Below are 24,732 nucleotides of genomic sequence, written 5' to 3'. Positions count from 1 at the left end.
CACGTCTTTGACTGCGGACGCGGTCAAAGCGCGGGCTTCTGCTTGCGCACGAGTTCGGCCAGCAGGCGCACGCCGGCGTCGATCTTGTCGAGCTTGATCGCCGAAAAGCCCATCCGGAAGCAGTTCTTCTGCTCCAGCCCGTCCATGAAGAACACGCCGCCCAGTTCGATCAGAATGCCGTGCTGTTCGGCGTCGTCAGCAAGACGCACGGCGTCGAGCCAGGGCGGGCCTTCCACCCAGCACGACGCTCCACCTGTAATCGGGATGTGACGCGCTTCGGGCAGGTACTTGTCGAGCGCCGCCATCAGCGCCAGCGCGCGCTCGCGATAAGCGTGGGCCAGCCGGCGCAGCAGCGCGTCGTGATGACCGAGCGAGAGAAACGTCGCGAACGCACGCTGAATGTAGGCCGCCGGATGCCGCACCATGAGCCGGCGCAACGCGCGCAATTCCTGCACCAGTTCGCGCGGACCGACGATATAGCCGAGCCGCAGGCCGGGCGCGAACGTCTTCGACAGACTGCCGATGTAGATCACGCGGTCTGCCTTGTCCAGACTCTTGAGCGCCGGATGCGGCAGGCCCGAGAAATTGTTTTCGCTTTCGTAGTCGTCTTCGATCAGCACGAAGTCGTGCTTCTGCGCGAGTTCGAGCAATGCATGCCGGCGCTCTATCGGCATGGTCGCCGTGGTCGGGCATTGGTGGCTCGGTGTCACGTAGACGTAGTCGCATTGGGCGAACAGGTGCGCGTCTTCGACAGGGCGCACGCCGCCCTCGTCGACCGGCAGCGGGATCAGTTGCGCGTTGCGGTTCTCGAAGATGTTGCGCGCGTCCGGATAGCCCGGATTTTCGAAACCCACCGTGGTGCGCTCGCGCGCGAGCAGATCGGCGATCAGATATAACGCCTGCTGACAGCCGATCGTGATGACGATCTCATCAGGCATCGCAAACACGCCGCGCCGCGGCAGCACGCGCGTGCGGATCTGCTGGATCAGCGTGTCGTCGTCGCGGCCGATCAGGTCGGGCGCCCAGTTGCGAATCTCCATCACCGACAGCGCTTTCATACAGCATTCGCGCCAGTCGTTAGTCGGAAAGAGCGATTGGTCGAATTGCCCATAGATAAAGGGAAATTCGTAATCCTGCCAGTTGCCCGGCTTGACGATATTGCGCTGCGCGGACGGCCGCCGCTGTACACGCTGAGCCCAATCGGGGGGCGCGGGCGCGTGGTCCTGCTCGCTGCCGGGCGCCGTCTGCGCGGGCGCCTTGAAGCCGTGGCGGCCTTCCAGCATGGCCGGATTGACGAAGTGCCCGCTGCGCTCGCGTGAAATCAGATAGCCCTCCTCCACGAGTTGCTGGTACGCCAGCACGACCGTATTTCTCGCGACGCTCAGTTGATCGGCCAGTTCCCGGCTGGACGGCAACGCGGTCTGCGGCGGCAGTTGGCCGTCCAGAATCGCGGCCACCAGCATCTGGCGGATCTGCCCTTGCAGGCTCATGTTCGAGTCGCTGGGACGCTGGAACCGCTGCGTCCAAAGGGCCGTCGCTGTACGGCTAGACATGCTTCCTCCTGAAAGTGAAAGAGCCGCGCCAGTCACGCCAACGCTGCACGTGACGGCCTTCTGCCGCGTGAGCGGCGACGGCGCGGGCCGGCCAGAGCATTCGGCGCGCCGATGTGGACTCAACGATCGGCGTCGTCTGGCACTAACTTGCTCTATTTTTTACTGACGATACTCGACTCACCCCGTCCAAGGCGATTGGGACAAGCACCCGTCGTGGTCATACGAGTTCCATGCTCCACCGGCAGCCGCTGTTGAAACCCGCTGTTCATACCCGCTGTTCATACCTATTGTGAGACCTATTATGAAACGCCATAAAAACTCGACATTGCGGCCGTGGTTCCACCGGACGGCACGTTGCATCCTGTCGCTGTTTTGCGCCGCCACGGCGTGTTTCGCAACGACGCCCGCCCACGCCGAAGACAAGGAAATCACCATCGCCTATCAACAGATCGTCGACCCGTGGGTGGTCGGCATCGCGAACGGGTCGATCGAAAAGGCCACCGGCTACAAGATCAACTGGCGGCAATTCGAGTCCGGCGCGAAGGTCGCAACCGCGCTCGCATCCGGCGACGTCAAGGTCGGCGTGATCGGTTCCAGCCCGCTCGCCGCCGCCGTGAGCCAGGGCCTCGATCTGCAACTCTTCTGGATTCTCGACAACATCAACCAGGCCGAAGCGATGGTGGTGCGCAACGGCTCCGGCATCACGAAGCCCGCGGACCTGAAGGGCAAGACCATCGGCGTGCCGTTCGTGTCGACGACCCACTATCACACCATGTTCGCGCTGCAGCACTGGGGCATCAATCCGTCCGACCTGAAGATTCTCAACATGCAGCCCAATCAGATCGTGGCGGCCTGGTCGCGCGGCGACATCGACGCCGCCTATGTATGGGACCCCGCGCTCGCCGAGCTGAAGAAAAGCGGCAAGGTGCTGATCACGTCCGGCGACCTCTCGAAACTCGGCAAGCCGACCTTCGACGGCATTGCGGTCGATCGCAAATGGGGCGAGGAACACAAGGACTTCATGGCGAAACTCGTCAAGGCGATCGCCGACGCCGACCAGCAATACCGCAGCAATCCTTCGCAATGGAACGCGACTTCGCCGCAAGCGGCGGCCATCGCGAAGATGATCGGCGGCACGCCGGCAGATGTGCCGGCGTCGCTGTCGCTCTATGCGTTCCCCACGGTCAGCGAACAGGCATCCGCGCAATGGCTGGGCGGCGGTACGACGAGCCGCGCCGCGCTTGCACTGAAGGACACGTCGGAGTTCCTGAAGAGCCAGAAGCAGATCGGCACCGTGTTGCCGGACTACGCGAAATTCGTGACACCGGCTTATGCCGAAGCCGCCGCGCAACTCAAATGACGTAACCGTGATCCGTGGGATCGGGAGGCAACATGGAAAAGATGACAGTCAGAAACGTGAGCGTGGTGTTTCCGGGGCGGCGCCCCGGCCAGACCGTGCAGGCGCTCGACGATATCAACCTGACCATCCGCTCGGGTGACTTCGTGGTGGCACTGGGTGCGTCGGGCTGCGGCAAGACCACGCTGTTATCGCTGATGGCCGGTTTCATCGCGCCGAGCCGCGGTGAGTTGCTGCTCGGCGGCGAACCCATTGCGGGGCCGGGGGCGGACCGCGGCGTGGTGTTCCAGAAGCACGCGCTATTGCCGTGGCTCAACGTGATCGACAACGCGGAATTCGGCCTCAAGCTGCAAGGCGTGCCGCGCGCGCAGCGGCGCGAAATTGCCGTGCGCAATCTCGCGCTGGTCGGCTTGCAGGACTTCCACAAGCACATGATCTATCAGCTCTCCGGCGGCATGCAGCAGCGCGTCGGCATTGCCCGCGCGCTCACCTGCGATCCGGCGATGCTGCTGATGGACGAGCCGATGGCCGCGCTCGACGCGCTCACTCGCGAGACCATTCAGGAGCTTCTGCTCGACGTCTGGAAGAAGACCAACAAGATGTTCTTCTTCATCACGCACAGCGTCGAGGAAGCACTGTTCCTTGCGAGCCGGCTGATCGTGATGTCGCCGCGTCCCGGCCGTATCACGCATACCTACGAACTGGACTTCAACCGCCGTTTTCTCGAAACGCGCGATGCACGAGCGATCAAATCGAGTCCCGATTTCATCGCGATGCGCGAGCAGGTTCTCAACATCATCTACGGCGACGAGAAGATGCATGCCGCCGAGGCCGGAGTCGCTCATGTTTAGTTCTAAATCCGCTCATGCCGTGTTGCACGGCGAGGCCGCGCAAATGGAGACGAACACGCCGATCCGGCCGCCCCGCAGACCGGGCCGCGGACCTCGTATGCTCGCGAAGAAACCCGCCCGGCCCGGCGACACGTTCGGCGTGCCGGGACAAGGCAGCAGCGTCGCCACAAGCCTGATCACCGTCGCCGCGTTCATCGCGCTCTGGTTCGCGGCGACCAATCTGCACTGGATCAAGCCGCTGTTCCTGCCATCGCCGCAGGCCGTCTACGCGAAGTTCATCTATGTCGCCACGGAAGGCTTCGCCAATTCGACGCTCGCGCAGCACACCGGCATCAGCTTGCTGCGGGTGTTCGGTGCGTTCGCGCTCGCCTGTGTGACGGCGATACCCGTTGGCGTGATGATGGGCGTGTCGCGCTTCGCGCGCGGTGCGTTCGATCCGCCGATCGAGTTCTACCGGCCGTTGCCGCCGCTCGCCTATTTGCCACTGATCATCATCTGGTTCGGCATCGGCGAATTCTCGAAGGTGCTGCTGATCTATCTGGCGATCTTCGCGCCGCTCGCGATCGCGGCGCGCGCAGGCGTGCGGTCGGTGTCGATCGAACAGATTCACGCCGCCTATTCGATGGGCGCCTCGCGCACGCAGGTGGTGCTGTACGTGATCCTGAAGTCGGCGATGCCGGAGATCTTTACCGGCATGCGAATCGGCATCGGCGTGGGCTGGACCACGCTGGTGGCCGCCGAAATGGTCGCCTCGAACAGCGGCCTCGGCTTCATGGTGCTCAACGCCGCCGAGTTTCTCGCGAGCGACGTGGTGATCATGGGGATCATCGTGATCGGCTTCTTTGCGCTGTGCTTCGATTTGCTGATGCGTTATATCGAGCGCGTGCTGGTGCCTTGGAAAGGGAAGGTTTGAGAAGGCTTCACATATTCTGCCGACAAGGGCCCTTCATTGGGCCCTTTCTCTTTTCCGGGTGCGCCGTATCGACACGACGCGCTGGACTCAGCGACTCCCCCGCACTGGCTCTACCCGGTTGGCGTGCCCGACGGCAATATCGACCTCAACGGTAAGACATTTACCTTCCACGATCGTCAATCCAGCCAGGGGGCCGCGTGAACGCCATCTTCAAACCACGGATGCCTTCTGCAGTTCGGCACGAGGCCATGCGCATCGGCGGTGAAAGGGTCACGCGCGCCGAGGTCATCGAGGTATTCAACCCCTATACGCGCGAACTGGTCGGCACCGTCCCGAAAGCCACCGTGGACGACGTGCGCCATGCTTTCGAGTACGCACACGCGTATCGCGCGCGACTCACGCGCTATGAGCGCGCGCAGATCCTGCGACGCGCGGCGGATATCGTGCGCGAACGGACCGATGAAATCGCCGACCTGATTACCGCGGAATCGGGGCTCTGCAAAAAGGACTCGTTATACGAAGCGGGCCGTGTCAGCGACGTTTTGGTGTTCGGCGCCAATGAAGCGCTAAAGGACGACGGCCAGATCTTCTCCTGCGATCTGACGCCGCACGGCAAACAGCGCCGCGTCTACACGCAGCGCGAGCCGCTGCTCGGCGTGATCTGCGCGATCACGCCGTTCAATCATCCGATGAACCAGGTGGCGCACAAGATCGTGCCGTCCATCGCCACCAATAACCGGATCGTCGTCAAGCCGTCGGAAAAGGTGCCGCTGTCCACCTGCCTGCTCGCCGACATTCTCTACAACGCCGGCCTGCCGCAGCAAATGCTGCAGGTTGTGACGGGCGACCCGAAAGACATCGCCGACGAACTCATCACGAACCGGCACGTCGACCTGATTACGTTCACGGGTGGCGTCGCGATCGGCAAATACATCGCGAACAAGATGGGTTACCGGCGCGCGGTTTTAGAACTGGGCGGCAACGATCCGATCATCGTGATGGAAGACGCGGACCTCGACGAGGCGAGCACGCTCGCCGTTTCCGGCTCGTACAAGAACTCGGGGCAGCGCTGCACCGCCATCAAGCGGATGCTCGTGCATGAGGCGGTGGCGGACCGCTTCGTCGAATTGCTGGTGGAGAAGACCCGTGCAATACGCTACGGCGACCCGGCCGATCCCGCCACCGACATGGGCACCGTAATCGACGAAGACGCAGCGAAGTTCTTCGAAACGCAAGTCAACGACGCCGTGAGACGCGGCGCGAAGCTGCTGCTCGGCAACGTGCGCCGCGGCGCGCTCTATTCGCCGACCGTGGTCGATCACGTCACGCCGGATATGCCGCTCGTTCGCTATGAAACCTTCGGGCCGGTTTCGCCGGTGATCCGTTTCCGCGATATCGACGATGCGATCCGACTCTCCAACTCCACCGATTACGGCCTGTCCTCTTCCGTCTGCACGAACCGGTTCGACTACATCACGCGGTTTATCGCGGAGCTGGAGGTGGGCAGCGTGAACGTGCGCGAGGTGCCGGGCTACCGGCTCGAACTGACGCCGTTCGGCGGCATCAAGGATTCGGGGCTCGGCTACAAGGAAGGCGTTCAGGAAGCGATCAAGAGCTTTACCAACGTCAAAACGTACTCGTTGCCGTGGCAGTAAGGCTCGAAGCAGCGGCTACCGCTGCCACGGCGCAAACCGCATCCTCGCGAAACGCCACATTTTTTTGATACAAAACGTTCCATTTATTTGAATTTTGGTTGACTGACGCAAACCGCTGGCCTACATTTCAGACACCAAGCATTTTTCGGTATTTTTTGTTCCACTTATCTCAAGAGCTGGAGACACCCCATGAGCGAGCAGAATCCTTCCCCGCGTGACGCAACCACCGACAACCGCGCCAGTGGCCCGCAGGCCATGACGCCGTCGGAAGCCTTTGTCGAAACCCTGGCGGCCAACGGCGTGACCGATATGTTCGGCATCATGGGCTCCGCCTTCATGGACGCCATGGACATCTTCGCGCCCGCCGGCATCCGCCTGATTCCTGTCGTGCACGAGCAAGGCGCCGGGCACATGGCCGACGGCTATTCGCGTGTCTCAGGACGTCACGGCGTGGTGATCGGCCAGAACGGCCCGGGCATCAGCAACTGCGTCACCGCCATTGCGGCGGCTTATTGGGCGCACAGCCCGGTCGTGATCGTCACGCCGGAGGCCGGCACCATGGGCATCGGTCTGGGCGGCTTCCAGGAAGCCAAGCAACTGCCCATGTTCCAGGAGTTCACCAAGTATCAAGGCCACGTCACCCACCCGGCGCGCATGGCCGAATTCACGGGCCGCTGCTTCGACCGCGCGATGGCGGAAATGGGACCGACCCAGCTCAACATCCCGCGCGATTACTTCTATGGTCAGGTCAAGGTGGAAATTCCTCAGCCGCAGCGTCTCGATCGCGGCGCGGGCGGTGAGCAACGCCTGAACGAAGCGGCCGAACTGCTCGCGCAAGCCAAATTCCCGGTGATCATTTCCGGCGGCGGCGTGGTGATGGCCGATGCGATCGAAGAATGCAAGGCGCTCGCCGAACGTTTGAACGCACCGGTCGTCAACAGCTATCTGCACAACGATTCTTTCCCCGCCAACCATCCGCTGTGGTGCGGTCCGCTCGGCTATCAAGGCTCGAAGGCGGCAATGAAGCTGCTGTCGCGCGCCGACGTCGTGATCGCGCTCGGCTCGCGCCTCGGACCGTTCGGCACGCTGCCGCAGCACGGCATGGATTACTGGCCGACCAACGCGAAGATCATTCAGATCGATGCCGACCACAAGATGCTCGGCCTGGTGAAGAAGATTTCGGTGGGCATCTGCGGCGACGCGAAAGCTGCCGCTGTCGCGCTGACCGAACGCCTTGCGGGACGCAAGATCGCAAGCGACGCCACGCGCGAGGAACGCGGCGCTCAGATCGCATCCGAGAAAGCCGCCTGGGAGAAAGAACTCGACGACTGGACCCACGAACGCGACGCCTACAGCCTCGACATGATCGAGGAGCAGAAACACGAACGCACGCCTGGCGGCGGCACCTACCTGCATCCGCGCCAGGTGCTGCGCGAGCTGGAAAAGGCCATGCCTGAAGACGTGATGGTCTCGACCGACATCGGCAACATCAACTCGGTGGCCAACAGCTATCTGCGCTTCAACAAGCCGCGCAGCTTCTTCGCGGCGATGAGCTGGGGCAATTGCGGCTACGCGTTCCCGACCATCATCGGCGCCAAGGTCGCCGCGCCGCATCGTCCGGCCGTCTCGTATGCGGGCGATGGCGCATGGGGCATGAGCCTGATGGAAACCATGACCTGCGTGCGTCACAACATCCCCGTGACGGCAGTGGTGTTCCACAACCGCCAGTGGGGCGCGGAGAAGAAGAACCAGGTGGACTTCTACAACCGCCGTTTCGTCGCCGGTGAACTCGACAACCAGAGCTTCGCGGCGATTGCCCGCGCGATGGGCGCCGAAGGCATCGTGGTGGATCGTCTCGAAGATGTGGGCCCGGCGCTCAAGCGCGCGATCGACGCGCAGATGAACAACGGCAAGACCACCATCATCGAAATCATGTGTACGCGTGAACTCGGCGATCCGTTCCGCCGCGACGCGCTCGCCAAGCCGGTGCGCATGCTCGACAAGTACAAGGACTACGTCTGAGCGTGTTATGCGGCGCGGGCGGCCTCCGTGTCCAAGCGGACCGAGGCCGCCGCGCTCACTGGCCGGAAACGGCGCGCATTCTTTTCACGCGCGCTGTCTCCGGCTTCTTCGTTCCAGGTTCTCGCTATTTCTCCACTCGGCCACGCTTATGAAAGCCATCAACCGCATCATTGAACAAGCGCGCCGTTCGCCGATGCGCATCGTGCTGAGCGAGGCCGAGGATCCGCGCGTATTGCAAGCCGCGCAGCGCGCGAGCCGAGAAGGCATTGCGCGCATTCTGCTGGTGGGCGACGCCACCCGTATCCGCGATGCCGCCGCCGGCTTCGACGTCGATCTATCCGGTATGGAACTGGTGGACCCCGCCGCTTCGGCGCTCGCACCGTTATATGCGGACGAATTGTTCGCCTTGCGCAGCAAGAAAGGCATGACGCTCGAACAGGCGCAGAAAGAAATCCTCAACCCGCTGTGCTTCGCGAACCTGATGGTGCGTCTCGGCCATGCCGACGGTTCCGTGTCCGGCGCGGTCAACACCACCGCCGACGTGGTGCGCACCGCGATCCAGATCATCGGCATTGCGCCGTCATTCAAGCTTGTCTCCAGTTTCTTTCTGATGATGTTGTGCGAGCCGTTCCACACGCTCAAGGGCGGCCTGATCTTTTCCGACTGCGCGCTCGTGGTGGAACCCGATGCCGCTCAACTCGCCGAGATCGCGATGGCCGCGGCGGACAGCGCACAAAGCCTGCTGATGGATGAACCGCGCGTGGCCATGCTGTCGTTTTCGACGAGCGGCAGCGCGCATCATGCGGCAGTCGACAAGGTGGTCAACGCAACCCACATCGTGCAGGAACGCCGCCCGCATCTCGCGATCGACGGCGACGTGCAACTCGACGCGGCCATCGTCTCCGAAATCGCACTGCGCAAGGTCAAGCATTCGCAGGTGGAAGGCCACGCCAACGTGCTGGTGTTTCCGAGTCTCGAAGCGGGCAATATCGGCTACAAGCTGGCCGAGCGGATCGGCGGCGCGAAGGCGATCGGCCCCTTGCTGCAAGGCCTGCGCAAGCCCGCCAACGACCTCTCGCGCGGTTGCAGCGCGGACGACATCTACTACGTCACCGCCGTCACCGCGGTCCAGGCGCAAGCCGCGCTCACGCATTCCGACGCCCTCCTCACGCCGTCTCATTCATGATCGTTCAGAAGTTGCTGCCTCTGCTCGCGCTGATGGGCGTCGCGAGCTATTTTCAAACGATCACCGGCTTTGGTCTGAGCATGATCGTGATCGGCGCCGCCAGCGGCCTGGACCTCGCGCCGGTGACGAGTCTCGCCGCGTTGCTCAGCCTCGTGACGCTCGCCAACAGCGCGACCGCCTTGCCCGGCAAACTGCATCACATCGACTGGCGTGCGGTGGGCGCCGCTACGTTGGGCATTCTGCCGTCGGTAGTAGCGGGCGTGCTGGTGCTGGATCTGTTGAGCAATGCAGCGTCCAGCGTGTTGCAACTGCTGCTGGGCGCCGTGGTGCTGTATGGGGGCTTGAGCGCGGCGCTGCGGCCGACGCCGCTCGCTTGCCGCTCGGGCGACAAAAGTTTCTTCGTCAGCGGCCTCTTTGGCGGTCTGCTGAGCGGGATGTTCGGCGTATCCGGGCCGCCGTTGATTTTTCAGTTCTATCGCCAGCCGCTCTCGCTCGTGCAGATCCGCTACGCGTTGATTCTGATCTTTACGGTGACCTCGACCATTCGCACGCTGTTCAGCGCGTACCTGGGCCAGCTCGACGCCGATCTCTGGATGCAGGCCGCGTTCGCGGTCCCGGTCGTCGCGCTGATGACGCTCGTGGCGCGGCAGTATCCGCCACCGCTTTCAGGCGTGATGACGCGCCGCATCGCGTACGCGATTCTGGTGGTGATCGGTGGGTCGCTGAGCCTGCATGCGGTGCAGCAGTTGCTCCGCTGAGGCGCCTCACGACAGCACGGCCTACCTAGCGCCGCGCGCCGATCCAGCCGACGAGTTCCGCGAACAACGACATGTCAGGCGGCGTGGACAGATCGAGCGCAAGGCAACGGCGGTAATACGGACTGAGATCGAGTCCGACGCCAAGGCCCAGCAACTCGACATCGCGCGCGGCTTCGTTGCGTTCGACCACTTGCTTCAGGTGATTGTCGAGATAGTAGGTGTCGTTGACCTGAGCGGTGGCGCTGTCCATCGGACTGCCGTCCGAGATCACGACGAGAATCCGCCGCGCCTCGGCACGCGCTCGCAGCCGCGTGCAGGCCCAGTCGACCGCTTCGCCGTCCACGCCTTCGCGAAACAGATCGGCCTTGAACAACGCGGCGATGTCGGCGCGAGCGCGCCGCCAACTCGTCGCGGCGTCCTTGAAGACGAGATGAGCGACCTCGTTGAGCCGCCCCGGATGAGACGGCCGGCCGCCGGCCAGCCAGTCTTGCCGCGCGCGGCCGCCGTTCCAGGTGCCGGTCGAGAAACCCAGCACCTCGCTCGCGACACCCGCCTGATCGAGCGCGCGAGTGAGCACGTCCACCAGCAGCGCGACCGGCTCGATATACGTGCGCATCGAACCCGAACAATCGATGAGAAAGCTCACCACGCAATCGGCGAGCGGCTTGTATCGTTCGAGCAGAAACAAACGCCGCTCAGCAGGCGAGCTGACTAGCTGCGAGAGACGCCGGCCGTCGATGCGGCCATGCTCTTCACCGAACGACCAACCATCGCGTTGCGGCACGGCGAGCGCGGCCTTGAGCGAATACGCGAGTCGCGGCACGTTGATGCGCTGCGCGGCAATGCGCTTGTCGAGCTGGTCGCGGTATTCCGCCAGCAACTCGCTGCGGATGCGCGAGCCCGGCATGAACTCACGATCGTAGCGCGTGGTGTACGCCAGGTAGCGATGCTCGGCGTCTCTGAGTACGCGGCTGTCGCCGGTGGCGGCGAGACCCATATCGACCTGCTCGCCTTCGTCGGTGTCGAACCAGAGCGCGAACATGGCGCGCACGGCTTCGTCATCTTCCGGCGCCTGCTCGTCTTCTCCTTCGACGGACTGTGCACGGGCGTCACGCATCATCTGGCTGACGAGACGGGCCAATTCGAGCGCATGAATTGCAAACTCGCCCTGCTCCGTTCTATGCCGCCGCAGCGCCGCGAGCGGCACGCCCAGGGTCGGTGTGATCGCGGCGCGCGTGGCTTCGATCAGACCTTCTGTTTCTTCCAGCACGGGCCAGCCCGATAGACGCGACCAGACGATCTGAGCCACCGTGTAAAGCAGAATGCCGAGGTGGCCGTCGGTCAACCCAGTGCGATAGAAAGCACGCGACCATGTTTCGAAGCGATGGCGCAGATTCTGCGCGAGTCCCGGCATGCTGGCCGGCGCAAGCGCTTCGCAACGTAACTGCTCGAACAGTTCGAACAGGAGTCGCTCCACCGGTTCGGTGGGACATAGACTCGCGTGGAGATTTGCGTCGGAATAGGTAAGACGTAATGCTGCGCCGTCCGCGGCGCCGCGCAAGGAACGCAGGTCATCTGGTTGCGAGCCCATGCGCAGATGCGGCGCATGCAGATGCACTGGACGCAGTCCACGGAATAAACGGCCGGCGCGGTAATGCAGCTCAGCGTCCCCGGTCAATGCGCGCACGGCCGCCGCGCAGAGGTTCTGACGCTGTTCGGCGCGGCGTGCTGCTTGCCGCTCGGCAGGCGTCATTGCGGCACCGTCGAGCGCATCTCGCGCTCCGCCGTGCTTTCCAGTTCCCTATCGAAGCAGCGCTGAAAATACTCGGCCACGATGGGCCGCTCCGCTTCGTCGCACTTGTTCACGAAGGTCAGGCGAAACGCCATCGCCGGATCGCGGAAGATCTGGCAGTTTTCCGCCCAGTCGATCACGGTGCGCGGCGACATCAGCGTGGAGAGATCGCCCGTAGCAAAACCTTTGCGCGTCAGTTCCGCGACGCTGATCATCGACTCGATCAGCGCGCGGCCAGTGTCGTTAGCGAGTTCGGGCACACGCGCCAGCACGATGCCGGCTTCCTCGGCGCGCGGCAAATAGTTGAGCGTGGCGACCACGTTCCAACGGTCCAGCTGCGCGTGATTCAGCAACTGCGTGCCGTGGTAAAGACCATTCAGATTGCCGAGGCCGACCGTATTGGTCGTGGCGAACAGCCGGAAATACGGATGCGGATGAATCACGCGGTTCTGATCGAGCAGCGTGAATTTGCCGTCGCGTTCGAGAATGCGCTGGATCACGAACATCACGTCGGGACGGCCCGCGTCGTATTCGTCGAAGATCAACGCCATGGGCCGTTGCAGCGCCCACGGCACGATGCCTTCCTGGAATTCGGTGACCTGCACGTCGTCGCGCACGATGATCGCGTCTTTGCCCACCAGATCGAGACGGCTGATATGCCCGTCGAGATTCACGCGCACGCACGGCCAGTTCAGGCGCGCCGCGACCTGCTCGATGTGCGTGGATTTGCCCGTGCCGTGCAAGCCCTGCACCATCACGCGGCGCTCGCGCATGAAGCCGGCGAGAATCGCCAGCGTCACTTCAGGATTGAAGCGATACACCTCGTCGATTTCCGGAACGTGGTCGTCCCGTTCGCTGAAGGCCGGCACCATCAAGCCTGAGTCGATGCCAAACAACGTGCGCACCGAGACCATCCGGTCCGGCTTGCCTGTCACGATATCGGTCACTACGGTCTCCTCGCGCTTCGTCACGACGAAGGCCGGCGCCCAGCAAGCTGGCGACGCGGCCTCGCCGGTCCATCATACGCACTTTCTTTTTTCGATACAAATCATCTCGTTTTTTACAACTGCGGCGCGACTCTCGTATCAGTGATGGTGGTGGCGGTATTCCAGCGTGTCCGGTTCGCTGAACCCGGCATCGGGTCTGCGGACGCGCAGCAGATAAGCGAGTAGCAGCACGCCGAGGCTCGCGACTCCGAACCACAACGGTTGACGTTGCTCGGGAATGAACGCCATCGCCACCAGAATGCCGACCATGCCGATGATCGCGACCCACGTGAGGTACGGGTAGCACCACATCCTGACGCGCAGCTTCGCTGGCGCATCCCGTTCGATGCGAGCGCGCAATTTCAGTTGGGAGATCGCGATCAGCACGTAGACGAAAATCGCCACCGTGCCGTACGAATTCACGAGGAAGGCGAATACCGTATCCGGCGACACATACGACATCACCACCGACGCATAGCCGAACACGGTGCCGATCAGAATCGCGCGAACCGGCACGCCGCGACGATTGACCTTGGCGAGCGCGGCGGGCGCGTCGCCGTGGCGTGTCAGCGCGAAGATCATCCGCGACGCGGCATAGAGCCCTGAATTGAGCGCAGACAGCACCGCGGTCAGCACGATGGCATTCATGACACTGGCTGCGGCCGGAATACCCATGGCGTCGAGTGCGCTCACATACGGCGTCGCCATCTTCGGAGAGTTCCAGGGCACCAGCGCGACGACGAGCAGAATCGAGCCGACATAAAAGACCAGCACGCGCGTGATCACCGAGTTCGTCGCTTTGGCAACGGCTTTGGCGGGCTCCTGCGCTTCGGCCGCCGCGATCGTGACGATCTCCGCGCCGAAGTAAAAGCCCGTGGCCGCAACCGCGCCGCTCAGCACGGGTCCGATTCCCTTCGGCATCAAGCCGCCGTGCGAGAGCAGTGTCGGCAGAACGGCGGTGACGTGCTTCGCCGCGGGCCACAGTCCCAGCACATACATGCCGCCGAGAAACAGAAACACCATGATCGCCGCGACCTTGATCGACGCGAACCAGAACTCGAACTCGCCATAGCTGCCCACCGAGACCAGGTTGGTCGCCGTGAGCGTGACCAGCAACACGAGACTGATCGCCCACGCAGGGACGTCGGGTAGCCAGAACTGCACGAGTTTTGCGCCCGCCACGGCCTCCACCGCGACGACAATGACCCAGAAATACCAGTACATCCAGCCGGTCAGGAAGCCCGCGAGATTGCCGGACGCACGCTTGCCGCCGAACGCGAGCCGCGCGTATTCGTAGAACGAACCCACGGCCGGCATCGCGCAGGCCATTTCGCCGAGCATCCGCATGACCAGCACGACCAGCGCACCGGTGATCAGAAACGACAACACGGCCGCGGGGCCGGCCTGTTGCACGACCACGCCGCTGCCGACGAAGAGCCCCGCGCCGATCACGCCGCCGAGCGCGATCATCGTCATGTGGCGCTGTTTGAGGCCCGCCTTCAATTCCGTTGTGTCTGAAGATTGCTGCATGTCACCTCCAATTCCGTTATCCGATCGCGGACCGGGCCGGCCTGGTTTCTCAGCCGCCCGAGTCCTATCGTCGTCAATACTGGATGGGGCGAGGACCCTCGCCCTATGATTTTTTATGAAGCACCGCGCAACTCTCGCGCATGGTGCAAGTGTGCGCCGTTTGGTGCGCCGTTTGCGCGGTGCGAGCGGCAAGTTGCGAGTTGCAAGTTCAGCGCCGCACGGCGCGCGGGCGATTTTCGGCCTGCTGCATCAAGGTTTTTCGTCGCGCCGGAAATACAGTTGATACAGCATCCGCTGGCCGATGCGCCGGAACGGCGCGAACGGGTGCCCGGGCAGCGGCGACGTGAAGATCGGCAACGTCTGCTTCGCACCCTTTCCCGCGATGCGTTCAGCGAGCCGCCGCCCGGCCTGCTGAGAATACGACACCCCGTTGCCGCCGTAGCCGAGCGCGTAGTACACCGTCTGCATCGGATCCGGCTGATACACGCGCGGCATCATGTCGTGGCTGACATCCACCCAGCCCCACCATGAGTAATCGATCGCCACGCCGCGCAAGGCCGGAAACTTGCGCACCATGCCTTCCACCAGCAGATCGTAGTGGCGCGAATTGGGCGCGTCGGCGCCGGTGATCGCGGAACGGCTGCCGATCTGCAAGCGGTTGTCCGGCAGAAAGCGATAGTAGAAGCGCAGCGTGCGCGTATCGGTCAGCACCTGGGTCGTGCGAAAGTTGCACGCGTCGATTTCCTGCTTCGTGAGCGCACGCGTGACCATCGAATTCGACAGGATCGGCATGATGCGGCTGCGCAGCGAGTTGTGCAGCGTTTGCGCCGTATAAGCTCCCGTTGCAATGCCAACTGCGCGTGCTCGCACGATGCCGCCAGGGGTGCGCAAATGATGCACGCCGTTGATCGTTTCCCAGCCGAGCACCGGGCTCGCCGGATGCACCTTGGCGCCCGCTTCGCGGGCCAGCCGCAGATAGCCGAAGGCAAGCTTCAACGCATGAATGCCGATGCCCTCAGGCTCGTGCAGCGCGCCCGCTGCTTCGTGATCGTTGACGTACTCGCGCTGGAAGGTCTGTTTGTCGATCAGCTCCGACGGATAACCGAACACGTCTTTCCAGACCTTGGCCTCGGCGGCGAGCTTATGCATGATGCGCGGCCGGTGTGCGATCAGAAAGTGGCCACCGGGTTGCGGATCGCAATCGATCTCCGCGACCAGCGACTTGAAATTATCGAAGCCTTCCTGAATCTCGTCGTGCATTTTCAACGCGACGTCTTTACCCCAACGCTCGATCCATTGCGAACGCGACAGCCGGCCCGAGGCGTTCTGACCTTGGCCGCCGTTGCGGCTGCTGCAGCCCCAGCTCGTCTTGTTGGCCTCCAGCACGACCGCCTTGATGCCATGCTCCCGCGCGAGACAAAGCGCCGTGGCGAGCCCCGTATAGCCGCCGCCGATGATCGCCACATCCACGTCGACATCCGCCGTGATCGGGCCGTCGTCTTCGGGCGGCGTGCCCGCGGTGGCGACCCAGTAGGTCGGCGCGTATTGCTTGCCCCAGCCCGGCCCCGGCGACACCAGCGGGTCGTACGCCGGATCGTAGCGCGTATCGTCTGCGCGGGTGGACGGCATGCCTTGCGCGACCCGTTCGATTTCACTGTGCTCCATGTGAAGCTCCCGATCAGCGTGCGAGGTTCTGCTTCGGACGTTCCTTGCGGAAGGCCCGCTTGACCGCGATGAGGCCGTCGCGGAATTCGAACAGGTCGCAACCTTCCGCCTCGATGCGCCAACCTTCCGCGTGCGTTCCCGTGAACACCCACTCGGACACGCCGCGTTCACCGATCACGTAATGACGGCCTTTGCCCCAATGCGCGTCGGGAAAGGTCTTGAAGACCGCTTCGAAGGCAACGCGGGTCGCGTCGCGCCCCACGAAGCGCGTGCCGAACACTTCCGGACCGCCCGCTGCATCGAATACGCAATCGTCGGTCATGAAGGTCATCAACGCGTTTGCGTCATGACGATTGAACGCATCGGAAAACGCGGCCAGTGTTTCGGCCGTGACGTGCTGCAGCGGGGTCTGTGTTTGAGCCATTGCTTTCTCCTCCTGGATGACTTTCGCTTTCGCGTTTGTTTCGATAAGACATGAGACGCCGCCGGTGGCTGGCGATTCCGTGAGGAAATTGTAGGCAGGGGGTTTTTTAGCCGGTAGGTCCAGTGAGGTGTTTTCGCCTGGTGCAGCGCGCCGTGATGCGGGGTTTCGCAGCGTCTGCGGCATGCGCTGGATTGGACTCATCGACTCCCGTGAACTGGCTCTATGGTTCTGTTTTTTTGTTCGGCAACACTGAGGGTATTGGCCACATGCTGCGAGGAGTTAACGTGCTCAAACTGTTTATCGGACTCGGCATTCCCTATCTGGGTGTGGTCGGCCTGCTGCCGTGGGTGGCGTCCGTCGATCGCTTCGTATTGGGCGTGCCGTTCATCTACGCCTGGATCTTCGCGTGGTTCATCCTCACCTCCGGGTGCCTGATGATCTGCTGGCGCGTGTTCGACTGCCGCCACGACGAGTCCCACCCGCAAAACCGCTAAAGGAGTGTCCGGATGGCCACCGCAGTCTTTCTCGGCTTTCTCGCTTTCTCGCTTTACCTCGCGATCCGTTCGAACAAGGGACGTGGCCCGCAAAGCGTGCATGACTTCTTCGTGGCGTCGCGGCAGTTCGGCGCCTACCTCGTGTTCTTCCTCGCGGCCGGCGAGATCTACAGCATCGGCACGATGGTCGGTTTTCCGGGCGGCATCTATGCCAAGGGACCGACATACGGCGTCTGGTTTCTCGGCTACATTCTGCTCGCCTACCCCGTCGGCTATTTCATCGGCCCGAAGATCTGGCAAGCCGGCAAACGCTATAACGCGATCACCCTGCCCGATCTGTTCAAGGGGCATTTTCAGAGCCGCGCGCTCGAGCTGATCGTCGCGGGTTCCGCGATCGTCTTTCTGCTGCCGTGGGGACAGTTGCAGTTCACCGGACTCGTCGCAGCGTTGAATGGACTCGGGTGGAATTTCAAACCGCTGTATCTGATTCTGTTCGCGGCGTTGCTCGCCTTCACCTATATCGCGATCGCCGGCGTGCGGGCATCGGCTTATATCGCCGTGCTGAAGGATATCCTGATGGTCGTCGCGATCGTCGTCACCGGCGTTGCCGTGTCGATGGAAGTCGGCGTGACCGAGGTCTTTCATGCCGCCAGTCAGCATGTCAGCAACCGGATGAATTCGCACCAGTTGACCTTCTCGATGAGCACCATGCTGTTCCAGTCGCTCGGCTTCTACGTCATGCCGTTCGCGGTGCAGAACTTCTTTACCGCAAAAAGCGCGAACACGATCCGGCGCACGCAGGTCGCGATGCCGCTTTACATGCTGATGTATCCGTTTCTCGTGGTCGCGTCGTACTATGCGATCAGTCAGAACCTGCATCTGGCCTCGCCTAATGAAGCGTTTTTTGCGGCCGCGATCCGTTTGCTGCCGGGTTGGCTGCTTGGACTCGTCGCGGCCGGCGCGTCGTTGTCGGGCTTGCTCGTGCTGGCCGGCATCTGTCTCGCGATCGGCCCGATCGTGACGCGCAATCTCCTGCCGGGTATGCCGGAGGCTCGCCAGAAAACGAGCGCGAAAGTGGTGATCATGCTGTACCTGGTGGTGTCGATCGTGATGACGCTGCTCACGCCGAATCTGATGCTCACGCTGATCAACACCACGTACTACGGCGTGACGCAGTTCTTCCCCGGCGTGATGGTCGTTCTGTTCGGATTGCGCGTGCGGCCGTCCGCGATCGCCTCCGGCATGTTGACCGGGCAACTGCTAGCGATCATCCTGTACGTGCTGCAGATCGACCTCGGCGGCTTCAATCTGGGACTGGTATGCCTCGGTGTGAACCTGCTGGTGCTGACCGCCGTGAACCTCACCGCGAAACCGAGCCGTGCGCACGCGCTCAGTTGAAACCGGGCTGAAACGAACCTCAACCACTGACCTATGACTCAACGAGACGAGAAGCGCCCTACACAAGTCTTCGTCGCGAAGAAGATCGTGACGATGAATCCCATGCAACCCTATGCGACGCATGTGGCGATTCGCGACGGCAAGATTCTCTCTGTAGGCGACGCTGACGATGTGAAGCAATGGGGCGATGCGGAAATCGTCGATACGTTCAGCGATAAAGTGTTGATGCCCGGTTTCGTCGAAGGCCACTGCCACTTGATGGAAGGCGCGATGTGGGACGCCGTCTATGTCGGCTACTACGACCGTCGCGGCCCCGACGGCCGGCGCTGGCCAGGCCTGAGATCGCTTGACGCCGTAATCGAGCGTCTGAAGGCGGCGCAAGCCGAAATGACGTCAGCCGACGCCCCGCTGCTCGCGTGGGGCTTCGATCCAATCTTCTTCGGCACCCAACGCCTGAGCGTGCGCGAACTGGACACGGTATCGGCCGAGCGGCCCATCGTGATCCTGCATGCGAGCGTGCACCTGATGAACGTCAATTCGGCGATGCTCGCGCGCGCCGGCATCGATGAAGAAACGGATATCGACGGCATCGATAAAGACGAAAGCGGACAGCCGACCGGCGAGTTGCAGGAGTTCGCCGCGATGTTCCCAATCTACCGCGTGATCGGCGCGGGCCTCTCGATCGCCGCGAGCGAAAGCACGAAGGCCATCTGGAATTTCGGCCGCGTCGCGCAACTCGCCGGTGTGACGACCGCCACCGATCTGGTCAACGACTTCTCCGAACAGGGCAATCGCAATCTGCGCGAAATCACGGGGAATGCCGATTTTCCCGTGCGTATCGTGCCCGCCTTCGCGCCGCAACGCAGCCCTGAAGGCGGCGCCCAACGGGTGCTCTCGGCGATGGAAACCGCCACGCCGAAGCTGCACTTCGGGCCCGTCAAGTTTATCGTCGACGGTTCGATTCAGGGCTTTACCGCGCGCCTGAAATGGCCCGGCTATCTGAATGGCAAGCCCAACGGTTTGTGGCTGATTCCGCCGAGCCAGTTCGTCGAGGTGTTCACGCCCTTTCACGAAGCGGGCCTGCAACTGCACGTGCACACCAACGGCAACGAGGCGACCGAACTCGTGCTCGACGCGTTCGAGCGGCTTCTCGCGCTTCATCCGCGACGCGATCACCGGCATACGCTGCAGCACTGTCAGATGGCGGACGCGAGCCAGCTCGCGCGCGCGGCGAGCCTCGGCCTGTGCATCAATTTCTTTTCGAACCACATCTATTACTGGGGCGACGCGCACTACACGCAAACCATGGGCGCGGACCGCGCGAATCGGATGAACGCGGCGGAATCGGCGCGCCGTCTGGGCATTCCGTTTGCGTTTCATTCCGATGCGCCCATCACGCCGCTCAATCCGCTCTTCACCGCATGGTGCGCGTCGCAGCGCGAGACCGCGTCGGGGCGCGTGCTCGGTGCGAGCGAACGCGTGCCGATCGCCGACGCATTGCGCGCGATCACGCTCGGCGCCGCTTACACGCTCAAGATGGATCATCTGGTGGGCAGTATCGAAGTCGGCAAATTCGCGGACTTCGCGGTGCTCGACGAAGACCCGGCCGAAGTCGCGCCGCAACGTCTGAAGGATCTGGAAGTGTGGGGCACGGTGCTCGGCGGCCGCATCTTCCAGGCGCCGGCGGGATGAGTGCGATTCCGCTCGTCGTAATTGGCGGCTATCTCGGTGCGGGGAAGACCACACTGCTCAATCATATTCTGAGCAACGCCGGATCGCGGCGCGTCACCGTCCTCGTCAACGACTTCGGCTCGATCAATATCGACGCTTCGCTGATTCGCCAGCGTACCGACGATGTAATCAATCTGGAAAACGGCTGCGTCTGCTGTTCGATCGGCGGCCGGCTGGTCGAGGCGCTGCTTGCCATCAGTTCGCGCACTGACGCACCCGATCTGTTGATCATCGAAGCGAGCGGCGTGTCCGACCCGGTGCGCATCGCGCAGATCGGCTTGCTCGATCGCGCGTTTCGTCTGGACGGCATCGTCGTGCTGGTAGATGCGGAGCGCGTCGAAGAGACGCTGGCCGATCCTTATGTCGGCGACATCGCGCAGCGGCAGATCGCGGGCGCCACGGCCATCGTGCTGAACAAGATGGATCTGCTTGGCGAGTCCGCGCGCGAGGCTGTCAAAGCGCGCATTGAAGCCTTGGCGCATAGTCGAGTCATCGTAGAGGCCACGCACGCAGCCGTGCCGCTTGGTTTGATCTTCGAGGGGCATGTGCAGCCGGCGCGCCCTATCGGCACGATGCCAATATCCCCCTCTCCCACCCCGCGCGATCTGTGCAGCTTTTCGTTTGTCACCGACGCTTACCTGAGCCGCAAGAAACTCAAGGACGCGCTGCGGAGTTTCTCGGCAAAGCTGTTGCGTGCAAAAGGTTTTGTCCGACTGGAGAGCGAAGGCGCGCTGCATGAATTGCATGTGGTCGGTAACCGCGTGGTGATCAGCGCGTCGCCGGCTTGTGCTTCCACGCAATCGCAGATCGTGCTGATCGGCATGTTCGATCGGGAAGACGAATCGACTGCGAGAGCGGCGCTCAAAGCCGCGGAAATCGGCCCATGACTCCGGCCAACCGGACGCACGTCGAGAAAGCTAGCGCCTCAACTCGGAGACAATCTTCTCCGCCAGAAAATCGCACGGCGGACGATTCGAAGCCGTGCTGCGCGCCAGCACCATTTCCAGCGCGGTGATTTCGGGCAAGCCGTGCGCGCGCCCAAGCAGCGTGAAGTGTGCGGGCACCGCGCAGCGCGCGAGCGGCACGATCGCGAGACCGGCTTCGGCCATCGACAGCAGACCCAGCAGACTCGGACTTTCATACGAGGTGCGGTAGGGAATCTTCGCCCGCTCCAGGCTGCGAATCGCGTTCTCGCGCGCGACGCTGCCCGGCAGGAACACGGCGATCGGCAACGGCCGCTCGCGCCATATTTCATCCGCGCTCGGCGCGGCCGCCCATTCCATGGGTTCATGGCGAATGAATTCGCCCGACAAACCCTTGACTCGCGTCGCGCACACCAGATCGACGGAGCCGTCTTTCACCATCGGCGCGAGCGCGACGCTCGGCAACCCGACGACCTGAATCTCCACCTTCGGATAGGTCGCGGAAAACTTCTTGAGGATCGGCGGCAGCAGCGACGACGCGTAATCGTCCGGCACGCCGATGCTCACGCGCCCCGTCACGTCCGGCCGAACCACCGCCGCCCAAGCCTCGTCGCGTAAAGCCAGCATGCGGCGAGCGTAGGTCAGCAGGACTTCGCCGTCTTGCGTCGGCACCACGTTTCGCGGCTTGCGTACGAACAGCGGCTTGCCCAGCGCGGTCTCGAGCGTCTTGATCTGCATGCTCACCGCCGATTGCGACCGATGCACGACTTCCGCCGCCCGGCTGATGTTACCGGTGTCAGCGACGGCGACGATCATGGTCATCACGTCCAGGTCGAGGGCTTTCAAGGGGTCTGGTATCAGAAAATTGAATAGATTCGATCAATATTACGCGATTTTCTAAAGTTGCGACATGGGGCATAGTGGCCGCAAAGGAGCCTGTCCATGAACGCCCGTACCGACCTCTCAGTGCTTGCCGTACCCGAACTGTCGTTTGCGACCATCGCATCGGGCATCTGCGTGCCGTACGTCGAGTGTGGAGAAGGCGAGCCGCTCGTGTTCGTGCACGGCTCGCTGTGCGACTACCGCTACTGGAATGCGCAGACGGCGGCGCTCTCGCAGCATTTCCGCTGCATCTCGGTGAGCCTGAGCCACTACTGGCCGGCCAGCGAGGCGTGCATTCAGGGCGAGTTCGGCTGGCAGACGCATGTCGGCGAACTGGCCGAGTTCATCGAGGCGATCGATCTTGGGCCCGTGCATCTGGTCGGCCATTCGCGCGGCGGCTGTGTCGCGTTTCATGTTGCGCGCGACTATCCGCGGCTCGTGAAGACGCTGACGCTCGCCGATCCGGGCGGTCCTCTGCAGATCGACGGCATGCCGGAGGCGGCGCTGCCGGCCACGACCAATGTGCTGCGTGCGCGCGTTGCTGAACTCATCGAGAGCCAGCAGATCGACGCGGGCCTGGAGCTTTTCGTCGACTCGGTGAGCATGCCTGGAGCGTGGCGCAAGAGTCCGATTGCGTTCCGCACCATGGCGATCGACAACGCGGGCACGCTGCCCAAGCAGCTCCGCGATCCGTTGCCCGCCTATTCCCACGATACCGCACGCGGCGTGAAATGCAGGACGCTGCTGATCGACGGCCAGCGCAGCCCGCGCATGTTCCGCAACAACGTCGACAAGCTCGCGGAGTGGATCGATTATGCGGACCGGCAAACCATTGCCGGTGCGTCGCACGGCATGAATGTGTCGAACGCCGGCGCTTTTAACCGGCTCGTGCAGGCGTTCGTGAGCTTCTGATTCCGCGCGGTTCGGCGTTCGGCGTTCGGCGGCACGGTCGTCGAGAAACGTTAGAGGTCGAAGGTGCCGCGATATTTCTCGTCGGCATCCGAGCGCGTATTGATTTCGACGAGAACGCCGCCGGGCACCTCGCAGAAAAACCGCGAGCCGCGCTCATGCTTGAACACGCCGGTTTTCATCACGACACCGGCACCGGCCATCTGCTCGTAAAGCGCGCGAACCTCGTCGAGAGAAGCCAGCTCGAAGCCGATATGGAAGTTGTGCGGCCACTCGACCGGATGGTCGGCGGCGTCATCGATCACGATGTCGAAACCGGGACGTTTCAGAAACCAGCTCGTCCCTCGCGCGGCGACCGTACAGCCTAGATGGTCCTCGAAGAAGGTGGCTGTGGCGCTCACATCGGATGAAGGGAAGCTCACGTGATTGAGCTTCATGCTGGTGGTGATATCGGTCATGTCGATCTCCGTTGAATCGGATCGCTCGCTGCGTTCCGTACGGAGGATGTTACGAGTAAAAGCTCACATTCCATACTCGCATCGCCCGGCTCGCGCTATCGGCCGCTCAGGCCCGTGCTACGGGCGTTTCCGGTCATGCGATGCGAACTTGCGCGCGGCTTGCTCACGTTTTCTCGCCCGTCGATCAGACCGCGAGCCGATAGACGAGCGCAAGCAGCTGGCGACGCGTCATCCTGCAAGCGTCGCCAGACACGCCGGCGTTAGGCCGCTTGCGAAACGAGATCCCGCAGAACGGTTTCCAGTTCCACTTCGCCCTTGACGACATCTGCCGGGTCGCCTTCGAAGCAGATCCAGCCTTCATTGAACCCGTCGAGCATGCGCATACGCGGCAACGGTTCCTTCATACCTTGGGATCGGAACAGCGCGTCCCACGTTTCGCGCGGCACTACCTCCGCACGGACCGGACGACCGAGCACCTGGGCAAATGCCTGCGCCAGATCGTTGGGGCTCACGCGTTGCCCTTCCAACTCGACGACACGCACGCCGCGCCAGGTTTGCAGAAGCAGTTGTGCGGCAACGCGACCCACGTCCGCGGTCGCGACCATCGGCACAGCCCTGTCGAGCGGTTGCAGAAAGCTGGGGATCACCCCGTTGTCCCGTGCCGGCGCAACGTCCCATGCGGCGTTTTCCATGAACCAGCCGGGACGAAAAAAATTCACGGGCATCGGCAGATCGCGAAGCGCCTGCTCCATCAGAGTACGTTGCGTGAGCAGATTAGTTTCGGTGGCCTGCGCGCCGATCGTCGACAGGCAAACCACCTTGCCGGGCGCCGCCGACTGAAGCGCCCCGCGCACGGAGTCAATGACAACACGCGCCTCGGGAAAGCCCGGCGACGGATCGAACTCCGACGGCGGCAGAATGAAGACGCCCTGCGTGCCCTCGAAAGCGGCGGTAAGGGACGCCGCGTCGTCCATGTCGGCTGTCACCACTTCACAGCCGCGTTCTGCCCACGAGCGTGCCCGAGTGGCGTCGCGTACAACCGCGCGCACCGGCTGGCCCGCGGCGAGCAACGTGCGCGCCACCGCGCCGCCGACCTTTCCTGTTATCCCTGTGATTGCATACATTGCAGCTTCTCCTTGCGTGGATAAATAACGTTGAAACGCACTGTTGGGATGGATTGTGGGCAACCGCGATGAGAAACTAAATGACACGAATGACACTTGTGAAGTGACTCTTGGTTACTAA

At 62.8% G+C, this 24,732-nt stretch carries 21 protein-coding genes; 12 read left to right on the top strand and 9 right to left on the bottom strand.

Going from position 1 to position 24,732, the window contains the following annotated elements; translation table 11 throughout:
- Positions 1–23: 23 nt before the first annotated feature.
- Complete coding sequence (gene pdxR, locus PQR54_RS10210) at positions 24–1,553, bottom strand: MocR-like pyridoxine biosynthesis transcription factor PdxR (protein ID WP_408245264.1); 1,530 nt, start codon at positions 1,551–1,553, stop codon at positions 24–26.
- 301 nt (positions 1,554–1,854) lie between these two features.
- On the opposite strand from pdxR, the gene tauA reads away from it, so the two are divergent.
- The 7 genes from tauA to PQR54_RS10175 all read left to right on the top strand — a co-directional run bounded on the left by tauA (position 1,855) and on the right by PQR54_RS10175 (position 10,295).
- A complete protein-coding gene (gene tauA, locus PQR54_RS10205) occupies positions 1,855–2,913 on the top strand; it encodes a taurine ABC transporter substrate-binding protein (RefSeq protein ID WP_408245263.1) in 1,059 nt (352 codons plus the stop codon).
- A 32-nt stretch (positions 2,914–2,945) separates the two neighbouring features.
- Complete coding sequence (locus PQR54_RS10200; RefSeq protein ID WP_408245262.1) at positions 2,946–3,761, top strand: taurine ABC transporter ATP-binding protein; 816 nt, start codon at positions 2,946–2,948, stop codon at positions 3,759–3,761.
- On the top strand, positions 3,754–4,674 hold the full coding sequence (locus tag PQR54_RS10195; RefSeq protein WP_408245261.1) for an ABC transporter permease subunit: 921 nt from the start codon (positions 3,754–3,756) through the stop codon (positions 4,672–4,674). Before PQR54_RS10200 ends, PQR54_RS10195 begins: the two co-directional genes overlap by 8 nt.
- A 221-nt stretch (positions 4,675–4,895) precedes the next feature.
- A complete protein-coding gene (phnY, locus tag PQR54_RS10190; RefSeq protein WP_408245260.1) occupies positions 4,896–6,329 on the top strand; it encodes a phosphonoacetaldehyde dehydrogenase in 1,434 nt (477 codons plus the stop codon).
- A 189-nt stretch (positions 6,330–6,518) separates the two neighbouring features.
- Positions 6,519–8,351: a sulfoacetaldehyde acetyltransferase gene (xsc, locus tag PQR54_RS10185; protein WP_408245259.1), complete on the top strand. Its 1,833-nt coding sequence runs from the start codon at positions 6,519–6,521 to the stop codon at positions 8,349–8,351.
- Between the two features lie 148 nt (positions 8,352–8,499).
- Positions 8,500–9,537, top strand: a complete 1,038-nt coding sequence (gene pta, locus PQR54_RS10180) for a phosphate acetyltransferase (RefSeq protein ID WP_408245258.1) — start codon at positions 8,500–8,502, stop codon at positions 9,535–9,537.
- Positions 9,534–10,295: a TSUP family transporter gene (locus PQR54_RS10175; RefSeq protein ID WP_408245257.1), complete on the top strand. Its 762-nt coding sequence runs from the start codon at positions 9,534–9,536 to the stop codon at positions 10,293–10,295. Before pta ends, PQR54_RS10175 begins: the two co-directional genes overlap by 4 nt.
- Before the next feature lie 25 nt (positions 10,296–10,320).
- Here the strand turns inward: PQR54_RS10175 and PQR54_RS10170 are convergent, their stop codons facing one another.
- From PQR54_RS10170 to PQR54_RS10150, 5 genes are all read right to left on the bottom strand, one after another.
- Positions 10,321–12,048, bottom strand: coding sequence for a cobaltochelatase CobT-related protein (locus PQR54_RS10170; protein WP_408245256.1), 1,728 nt, complete (start codon positions 12,046–12,048; stop codon positions 10,321–10,323).
- Positions 12,045–13,034 (bottom strand): AAA family ATPase, encoded by a 990-nt coding sequence (locus tag PQR54_RS10165; protein WP_408245255.1) that lies wholly within the window; start codon positions 13,032–13,034, stop codon positions 12,045–12,047. The genes PQR54_RS10170 and PQR54_RS10165 overlap by 4 nt, the downstream gene beginning before the upstream one ends.
- A 138-nt stretch (positions 13,035–13,172) precedes the next feature.
- The gene (locus PQR54_RS10160; protein ID WP_408245254.1) at positions 13,173–14,603 is read right to left on the bottom strand and encodes an amino acid permease; all 1,431 of its coding nucleotides are present in this window, start codon (positions 14,601–14,603) and stop codon (positions 13,173–13,175) included.
- A 249-nt stretch (positions 14,604–14,852) separates the two neighbouring features.
- Complete coding sequence (locus PQR54_RS10155) at positions 14,853–16,268, bottom strand: NAD(P)/FAD-dependent oxidoreductase (protein WP_408245253.1); 1,416 nt, start codon at positions 16,266–16,268, stop codon at positions 14,853–14,855.
- A gap of 13 nt (positions 16,269–16,281) precedes the next feature.
- Positions 16,282–16,692: a nuclear transport factor 2 family protein gene (locus PQR54_RS10150; protein WP_408245252.1), complete on the bottom strand. Its 411-nt coding sequence runs from the start codon at positions 16,690–16,692 to the stop codon at positions 16,282–16,284.
- A 284-nt stretch (positions 16,693–16,976) separates the two neighbouring features.
- Between PQR54_RS10150 and PQR54_RS10145 the strand changes: the two genes are divergently transcribed.
- Genes PQR54_RS10145 through PQR54_RS10130 form a run of 4 tightly spaced genes read left to right on the top strand, consistent with a single transcriptional unit; the run spans position 16,977 to position 21,202 of the window.
- Positions 16,977–17,186, top strand: a complete 210-nt coding sequence (locus PQR54_RS10145; protein WP_106300676.1) for a DUF3311 domain-containing protein — start codon at positions 16,977–16,979, stop codon at positions 17,184–17,186.
- A 12-nt stretch (positions 17,187–17,198) separates the two neighbouring features.
- Entirely contained in the window at positions 17,199–18,584 is a 1,386-nt protein-coding gene (locus tag PQR54_RS10140) for a sodium:solute symporter family protein (RefSeq protein WP_408245251.1), read from the top strand.
- 33 nt (positions 18,585–18,617) lie between these two features.
- Positions 18,618–20,276, top strand: a complete 1,659-nt coding sequence (locus tag PQR54_RS10135) for an amidohydrolase (RefSeq protein WP_408245250.1) — start codon at positions 18,618–18,620, stop codon at positions 20,274–20,276.
- Complete coding sequence (locus PQR54_RS10130) at positions 20,273–21,202, top strand: CobW family GTP-binding protein (protein WP_408245249.1); 930 nt, start codon at positions 20,273–20,275, stop codon at positions 21,200–21,202. The genes PQR54_RS10135 and PQR54_RS10130 overlap by 4 nt, the downstream gene beginning before the upstream one ends.
- Positions 21,203–21,232: 30 nt before the next feature.
- Here PQR54_RS10130 and PQR54_RS10125 read toward each other — a convergent pair whose 3' ends face one another.
- Positions 21,233–22,054, bottom strand: coding sequence for a LysR substrate-binding domain-containing protein (locus PQR54_RS10125; protein WP_181196480.1), 822 nt, complete (start codon positions 22,052–22,054; stop codon positions 21,233–21,235).
- A 126-nt stretch (positions 22,055–22,180) separates the two neighbouring features.
- On the opposite strand from PQR54_RS10125, the gene PQR54_RS10120 reads away from it, so the two are divergent.
- The gene (locus tag PQR54_RS10120; protein ID WP_408245248.1) at positions 22,181–23,032 is read left to right on the top strand and encodes an alpha/beta fold hydrolase; all 852 of its coding nucleotides are present in this window, start codon (positions 22,181–22,183) and stop codon (positions 23,030–23,032) included.
- A 50-nt stretch (positions 23,033–23,082) separates the two neighbouring features.
- On the opposite strand, the gene PQR54_RS10115 is transcribed toward PQR54_RS10120, so the two are convergent.
- Both PQR54_RS10115 and PQR54_RS10110 read right to left on the bottom strand, forming a co-directional pair.
- Positions 23,083–23,487, bottom strand: coding sequence for a VOC family protein (locus PQR54_RS10115; RefSeq protein WP_408245247.1), 405 nt, complete (start codon positions 23,485–23,487; stop codon positions 23,083–23,085).
- Between the two features lie 260 nt (positions 23,488–23,747).
- Positions 23,748–24,611 (bottom strand): NmrA family NAD(P)-binding protein, encoded by an 864-nt coding sequence (locus PQR54_RS10110; protein ID WP_408245246.1) that lies wholly within the window; start codon positions 24,609–24,611, stop codon positions 23,748–23,750.
- Positions 24,612–24,732 lie beyond the last annotated feature (121 nt).

Source organism: Paraburkholderia phytofirmans (assembly GCF_046028095.1).
In the GTDB taxonomy this organism is placed as follows: domain Bacteria; phylum Pseudomonadota; class Gammaproteobacteria; order Burkholderiales; family Burkholderiaceae; genus Paraburkholderia; species Paraburkholderia phytofirmans_A.
Note: the sequence above shows the minus strand (reverse complement) of the source record. Positions and strands in the feature narration are given on the sequence as shown.

Bases quoted from the DNA above. Each gene is read 5' to 3' on its own strand.
- pdxR (WP_408245264.1), bottom strand. From the start codon at position 1,553: ATGTCTAGCCGTACAGCGACGGCCCTTTGGACGCAGCGGTTCCAGCGT.
- tauA (WP_408245263.1), top strand. From the start codon at position 1,855: ATGAAACGCCATAAAAACTCGACATTGCGGCCGTGGTTCCACCGGACG.
- PQR54_RS10200 (WP_408245262.1), top strand. From the start codon at position 2,946: ATGGAAAAGATGACAGTCAGAAACGTGAGCGTGGTGTTTCCGGGGCGG.
- PQR54_RS10195 (WP_408245261.1), top strand. From the start codon at position 3,754: ATGTTTAGTTCTAAATCCGCTCATGCCGTGTTGCACGGCGAGGCCGCG.
- phnY (WP_408245260.1), top strand. From the start codon at position 4,896: ATGCCTTCTGCAGTTCGGCACGAGGCCATGCGCATCGGCGGTGAAAGG.
- xsc (WP_408245259.1), top strand. From the start codon at position 6,519: ATGAGCGAGCAGAATCCTTCCCCGCGTGACGCAACCACCGACAACCGC.
- pta (WP_408245258.1), top strand. From the start codon at position 8,500: ATGAAAGCCATCAACCGCATCATTGAACAAGCGCGCCGTTCGCCGATG.
- PQR54_RS10175 (WP_408245257.1), top strand. From the start codon at position 9,534: ATGATCGTTCAGAAGTTGCTGCCTCTGCTCGCGCTGATGGGCGTCGCG.
- PQR54_RS10170 (WP_408245256.1), bottom strand. From the start codon at position 12,048: ATGACGCCTGCCGAGCGGCAAGCAGCACGCCGCGCCGAACAGCGTCAG.
- PQR54_RS10160 (WP_408245254.1), bottom strand. From the start codon at position 14,603: ATGCAGCAATCTTCAGACACAACGGAATTGAAGGCGGGCCTCAAACAG.
- PQR54_RS10155 (WP_408245253.1), bottom strand. From the start codon at position 16,268: ATGGAGCACAGTGAAATCGAACGGGTCGCGCAAGGCATGCCGTCCACC.
- PQR54_RS10150 (WP_408245252.1), bottom strand. From the start codon at position 16,692: ATGGCTCAAACACAGACCCCGCTGCAGCACGTCACGGCCGAAACACTG.
- PQR54_RS10140 (WP_408245251.1), top strand. From the start codon at position 17,199: ATGGCCACCGCAGTCTTTCTCGGCTTTCTCGCTTTCTCGCTTTACCTC.
- PQR54_RS10135 (WP_408245250.1), top strand. From the start codon at position 18,618: ATGACTCAACGAGACGAGAAGCGCCCTACACAAGTCTTCGTCGCGAAG.
- PQR54_RS10130 (WP_408245249.1), top strand. From the start codon at position 20,273: ATGAGTGCGATTCCGCTCGTCGTAATTGGCGGCTATCTCGGTGCGGGG.
- PQR54_RS10125 (WP_181196480.1), bottom strand. From the start codon at position 22,054: ATGATCGTCGCCGTCGCTGACACCGGTAACATCAGCCGGGCGGCGGAA.
- PQR54_RS10120 (WP_408245248.1), top strand. From the start codon at position 22,181: ATGAACGCCCGTACCGACCTCTCAGTGCTTGCCGTACCCGAACTGTCG.
- PQR54_RS10115 (WP_408245247.1), bottom strand. From the start codon at position 23,487: ATGACCGATATCACCACCAGCATGAAGCTCAATCACGTGAGCTTCCCT.
- PQR54_RS10110 (WP_408245246.1), bottom strand. From the start codon at position 24,611: ATGTATGCAATCACAGGGATAACAGGAAAGGTCGGCGGCGCGGTGGCG.